Genomic DNA, 5,435 nt, shown 5'->3' with positions numbered 1-5,435 from the left:
GGAAATTCAATAAAAATATAACCGGAATAGTATAGGAAAATCTTAAATTTACCCTACAAAATAGATTTTAAAACGACAAATTAACTACTTGCGGATTTGAGGTATAATTTAATACTAAGGTGGGTTCTAAATGATTTTTTTGTTGTCTCATAAAAGACAAAGACCCTAAAAAAAATCTCACACCCTATACAAATATATATAAGTTTGAAACTTTTAACTAAACATTAAACCTAAAATGCATCACATCACCGTCCTTAACTATGTATTCCTTCCCTTCCACTCTCATTTTTCCGGCTTCTTTGACTTTGGCTTCGCTGCCAAAATGAACATAGTCATCATAAGCAATGACTTCAGCACGAATAAATCCTTTTTCAAAATCGGAGTGAATCACTCCGGCGGCCTGTGGTGCAGTAGAACCAATGGGAATGGTCCAGGCACGCACTTCTTTAACTCCGGCAGTGAAATAGGTTTGTAGCTTCAGTAATTTATATGCTGAACGAATGAGTTTTGCAGAACCGGCTTCGTCAAGTCCCAGGTCTTCCAAAAACATTTGGCGCTCTTCATAGGTTTCCAGCTCAGTTATGTCAGCTTCAGTGCCAACGGCCAGAACCAAAACTTCTGCATTTTCATTCTTGACATTTTCCTTGATGAGGTCCACATACTTATTTCCTGAAGCAGCTGAATCTTCATCTACATTGCAAACATACATCACCGGCTTGTCAGTAATAAACTGGGCTGGTTCTACAAAATCTTCACGTTCTTCATTGGTCAAATCAATAGCTCTTACAGAAACTCCTGCTTCCAATCCGGATTTGACTTTCATTAATGCTGTTTCTTCTTTTTGGGCGTCTTTGTTTCCGGTTTTTGCGGCACGCTTTACTTTTTCCAGTTTTTTATCTACGGTTTCCAGGTCTTTCAGTTGCAACTCCATATCAATGGTTTCCTTATCCCTGATTGGGTTTACAGACCCGTCAACGTGCACAATATTGTCATTGTCAAAACATCTCAAAACATGCAGAATCGCATCAGTTTCCCTGATGTTTGCCAGGAATTGATTGCCCAACCCTTCACCTTTGCTGGCGCCTTTAACCAATCCGGCGATATCCACAATTTCAACAGTTGCTGGAAGAACTCGTTCAGGGTTTACAAGTGACTCCAGTTTTTGCAATCTGAAATCCGGAACATTAACGACACCTATATTGGGTTCGATGGTACAAAACGGAAAGTTGGCACTTTGCGCTTTGGCATTGGACAAACAATTGAACAAAGTGGATTTACCTACATTGGGAAGACCTACAATTCCGGCTTTCATCTGCTTAAAATATTTATTTTTAAAGGCTGCAAAGATACACCTTCAATTGAATTTTCAGGAATAAAAAAAAGATGTTTGCCAAAAATGACAAACACCTTTTCTTGTACTTTGAATATTATAGAATATTATGGAGCCGGATAAATGTAATTCGCCTCAAAACTTAAAGGAATTCCAAGCCACCAATAAACTAATAAAAAGATGGTCCAGGTAATTGCAAATATAACTGAATAAGGTAGCATCATTGAGATCAGTGTTCCTATTCCCATTCCTTTGACATAACGTTGACTGAAGACAACTACCAACGGAAAATAAGGTAATAATGGAGTAATAATATTAGAAACTGAATCCCCTACGCGATATGCTGCCTGTGTAAGGTCAGGTGAAATACCCAGTTGCATTAACATGGGAACAAAGATAGGAGCAATAAGCGCCCATTTTGCCGAAGCAGACCCCACCATTAAATTCACAAATGCACTAAGAATAACAATTCCAACAATTGTGATTTGTCCGGGGAGTTCAAGTGCCTGAAGGAAGTTAGCTCCTTTAATTGCAATTAAAAGACCAATATTTGAGCGTGAAAAAGCATCTATAAAAAGTGCACAGAAAAAGGCCATTACAACATAATAACCCATACTTTCCATGGACTTTGTCATGCTTTTTATCAAATCTCTTGAGGATTTATATCGACCTGATACAAAACCAAAAACAAGTCCCGGAATTAATAACAAGACAAAGATCAAGGGTACAATTGCCTTCATTAAAGGCGCATGAAACGAAGTGAGGGTTTGGATTTCGGGATCCACCATATCAGGACCTCTAAGGGCAGAATTTTCCGGGTATGCCCACAAAAACAATCCTACAATACCTAAAACCATAGCCAAAAGCCCCATCCAGAAAGCTTTACTTTCTTTGGATGTTACCTTTTCCATTTTAGGCATTTGATCTTCATCACCATCTACTTTAACTTTTGAAAGCCTGGGTTCGATAATTTTATCTGTAACCCACCAACCAACAAGTACAATCAATAAAGTTGATGCAGAGGTGAAATACCAGTTATTTAAAGGGTTTAAATTAATCGCAGGATCAAGGATTCTGGCCGCCTCAAGCGTAAAACTCATAATGAGCGGATCAATGGCCGAAGGTATAAAGTTTGCCGAAAATCCTCCGGAAACACCGGCAAAAGCAGCTGCAATCCCGGCCAAAGGATGGCGACCTGCAGCATAAAAAATAACACCCCCCAGCGGGATAACAAGCACATAACCGGCATCTGCAGCTGTGTGACTAACGATGGCTATTAAAATAAGCATCGGGGTAAGCAGCTGTTTGGGGGTAAAGTTTAAAAGTTTTTTCAAACCGGCGTCAATCCAACCGGAATGCTCTGCTACCCCAACCCCAAGCATGGCAACCAAAACAATTCCCAATGGAGCAAAAAGCACGAAGGTATTTACCATACTCGCAAGAAATCCGGCTAATTGGGTTCCTGTAAGTAAATTTTGAACATTCAAACTATTTCCGGTCATAGGGTGAATTTCCCCAAAATCAAATGGGGACAGAATTGCCGATAAAACCCATACGAAGATGAGCAAATAGAAAAATAAAATTGCAGGATCGGGTAATTTATTCCCCATTTTTTCAACTAAATCAAGTGCTTTGTTTAGAAAGCCTTTTTTCTTGACCACTTCAGCTTCTTCCATATTTAAATTAGGTAGTTAGTTAATGAAGATGCTAAAATAGAAAAATAAGCTAAACGGGAGATATTTATGAATAAAACTTTTATTCTAAATTTTCAATGATCAATATTAAACAGTTTTACACTATTTACGAAGACTTTATATTATATTTTTATTTTTTTAACTAAAGAAACATTACCTTTCAATATTAATAACCATAAATTTAATTAATTATGAAAAATGTTTCGATTTTGGCCGTCGTTTTTGGTTTAATATTCTCCTCAACAATTTTTGCTCAAAATATTGAGAATGTTAAAAAAGAAACTACAGTAAAAAAAGTAACTGTAAAAGACACAGATGTTCAAACTGTAGTGGAAAAAGAAGTGGATGAGACTGTTAATACCATAGAAGTTGAAGGAACTAACGAAACCAATCAAAAGTCTGCAGAAAAAATCAAGAAAGATCAAAAGGTGAAAAACGTAGATGTTATTGATGAAGGAGTTAATGTTGAGAATCAGATAAAAATTGAAAAAGCAAAAATAGAAGAAGCCAAAAGAATTGATGCTCAACAGCGAGGCGTTCCAATTCAAACAAAAAAGGATTCTACATCTTTAAAGAAATACCAAAAGGATGGGGGTAAATAAGTTACCTATCAAACTCAATCATTTTTTAACAAACCCGGCTATTTTTTTAAAGTCGGGTTTTTATGTTTAATTTAGCACCCTTACTCATTTGTTTATGAAAAAAATAAGCTTGCTTGTAATTTTTGTTTTGACATTTAATTTTTTAAATGCTCAACATAAAAAAGCTTACACCATTTACAAAGCTGATGGAACCCCTGCAGACTATTACCAAATGCTTGAAGCTGTTAACCAAAGTGATATCACCCTTTTCGGCGAACAGCACAACAGCGCCATTGCACATTGGTTACAGTTGGAATTAACTTCAGATTTATTGAATAAAAGCGGTGTAACACTGGGAGCTGAAATGTTTGAAAGAGACAATCAGGAAGCCCTAAACAGTTATTTAATCGGTGAAATTGATCAAAAAGGCCTTGATACACTTGCACGCTTGTGGTCAAACTATAAAACCGATTATGCGCCGCTTGTCAATTTGGCAAAAAATCACAACACTGAATTTATTGCCACAAATATTCCCAGACGCTATGCCAGTATGGTTTTTAAAAATGGTTTTGAAGCACTGGACACATTGTCAACCAAAGAAAAAAATTGGGTTGCTCCCCTACCCATTGCTTTTGATCCCGATTTGCCAACATATCAAAATATCCTTACCATGATGGGCGACCACGGCACCCCGGAACTCATCAAAGCCCAAGCAATCAAAGACGCTACAATGGCTCACTCCATTTTGGAAAATAAAATTGAAAATCAACTCTTTTTGCATTACAATGGTGCTTATCACAGCGATTTTTATGAAGGGATTGTCTGGTATCTGAAACTTTCTGAACCCAATTTAAAATATTTGGTTATTTCAACTGTTACTCAAAAAGATATTAATTCATTTGAGGAAAAACATTTATATAAAGCTGATTTTATCATTGTTGTCGATGAAAATGTAACCACAACCTATTAGCATGAAATTAATTGTAAAAAGTTTTTTGTTTCTTTTTATACTGAATGTCGTTCAGGCTCAAGAAATAGCAGTACTCAAATACAACGGTGGAGGTGATTGGTATGCCAATCCCACATCCCTGCCAAATTTAATTGCCTTTTGCAACCAAAACATTAACACCAGGATCAATCCAACTCCTAAAACTGTGGAAACGGCCAGTGTTGAACTATTTCAATACCCTTTTGTGCATATGACGGGGCACGGAAATGTTTATTTCACTCCCGAAGATATATCCAACCTGAGAAACTATTTAATTAGTGGTGGTTTTTTACATATCGATGACAATTATGGAATGGATAAATTTTTAAGGCCTGAACTCAAAAAACTATTCCCTGATAAGGAACTTGAAGAACTCCCTGCCAATCACCCAATATTTACTTATCATTACAAATTTCCCAATGGCTTGCCTAAAATTCACGAGCACGACAATTTACCACCACAGGCATTTGGTATTTATCATGAAAATAGATTAGTTTTACTTTATACTTATGAAACCGATTTGGGAAATGGATGGGAAAGCCCTGAAGTGCACAACAATCCCGAAGCAGTCAGGTTAAAAGCCCTACAAATGGGGGCCAATATTATCAAGTATGCTTTTGAAAACTAACCAACTTACATTACTATGATTCAGTCAGATGAAATCACCAAGGGCATCCTAAAGGCTGTTGCTGTTGTTTTTGGCTTTGTTGTTTTAGCCTGGTTTCTTTACAAAACACAAAGTGTTTTGGTTTATTTAGCCCTTTCAGGAGTTGTAACCTTGATAGGCAGGCCCATTATCAAGTTTATGAAGGAGAGGCTTAAATTCGGTAATTTAATGTCTG

Annotated in this window: 5 protein-coding genes and 1 pseudogene; 4 read left to right on the top strand and 2 right to left on the bottom strand. The window is 36.8% G+C overall.

From position 1 onward, the window contains the following. Positions 1-217: 217 nt before the first annotated feature. Both ychF and AC6F75_RS05645 read right to left on the bottom strand, forming a co-directional pair. Positions 218-1,312, bottom strand: coding sequence for a redox-regulated ATPase YchF (gene ychF, locus AC6F75_RS05650; protein WP_500713978.1), 1,095 nt, complete (start codon positions 1,310-1,312; stop codon positions 218-220). A gap of 125 nt (positions 1,313-1,437) precedes the next feature. Beyond that, positions 1,438-3,006, bottom strand: a complete 1,569-nt coding sequence (locus tag AC6F75_RS05645) for an AbgT family transporter (protein WP_500713977.1) — start codon at positions 3,004-3,006, stop codon at positions 1,438-1,440. Positions 3,007-3,215: 209 nt separating this feature from the next. Here AC6F75_RS05645 and AC6F75_RS05640 point away from each other — a divergent pair, with 209 nt between their 5' ends. The 4 genes and pseudogenes from AC6F75_RS05640 to AC6F75_RS05625 all read left to right on the top strand — a co-directional run. After that, a complete protein-coding gene (locus AC6F75_RS05640) occupies positions 3,216-3,626 on the top strand; it encodes a hypothetical protein (RefSeq protein WP_500713976.1) in 411 nt (136 codons plus the stop codon). Between the two features lie 94 nt (positions 3,627-3,720). Further along, a complete protein-coding gene (locus AC6F75_RS05635; RefSeq protein ID WP_500713975.1) occupies positions 3,721-4,575 on the top strand; it encodes a ChaN family lipoprotein in 855 nt (284 codons plus the stop codon). 1 nt (position 4,576) lies between these two features. Continuing rightward, the gene (locus AC6F75_RS05630; protein WP_500713974.1) at positions 4,577-5,221 is read left to right on the top strand and encodes a DUF4159 domain-containing protein; all 645 of its coding nucleotides are present in this window, start codon (positions 4,577-4,579) and stop codon (positions 5,219-5,221) included. 15 nt (positions 5,222-5,236) lie between these two features. Next, a pseudogene (locus AC6F75_RS05625) lies at positions 5,237-5,435 on the top strand (AI-2E family transporter); the annotation flags it as partial.

It is taken from the genome of Planktosalinus sp., from assembly GCF_059864935.1.
This window is presented reverse-complemented; position numbering and strand designations above follow the sequence as displayed.

Bases quoted from the DNA above. Each gene is read 5' to 3' on its own strand.
- AC6F75_RS05635 (WP_500713975.1), top strand. From the start codon at position 3,721: ATGAAAAAAATAAGCTTGCTTGTAATTTTTGTTTTGACATTTAATTTT.
- ychF (WP_500713978.1), bottom strand. From the start codon at position 1,312: ATGAAAGCCGGAATTGTAGGTCTTCCCAATGTAGGTAAATCCACTTTG.
- AC6F75_RS05640 (WP_500713976.1), top strand. From the start codon at position 3,216: ATGAAAAATGTTTCGATTTTGGCCGTCGTTTTTGGTTTAATATTCTCC.
- AC6F75_RS05630 (WP_500713974.1), top strand. From the start codon at position 4,577: ATGAAATTAATTGTAAAAAGTTTTTTGTTTCTTTTTATACTGAATGTC.
- AC6F75_RS05645 (WP_500713977.1), bottom strand. From the start codon at position 3,006: ATGGAAGAAGCTGAAGTGGTCAAGAAAAAAGGCTTTCTAAACAAAGCA.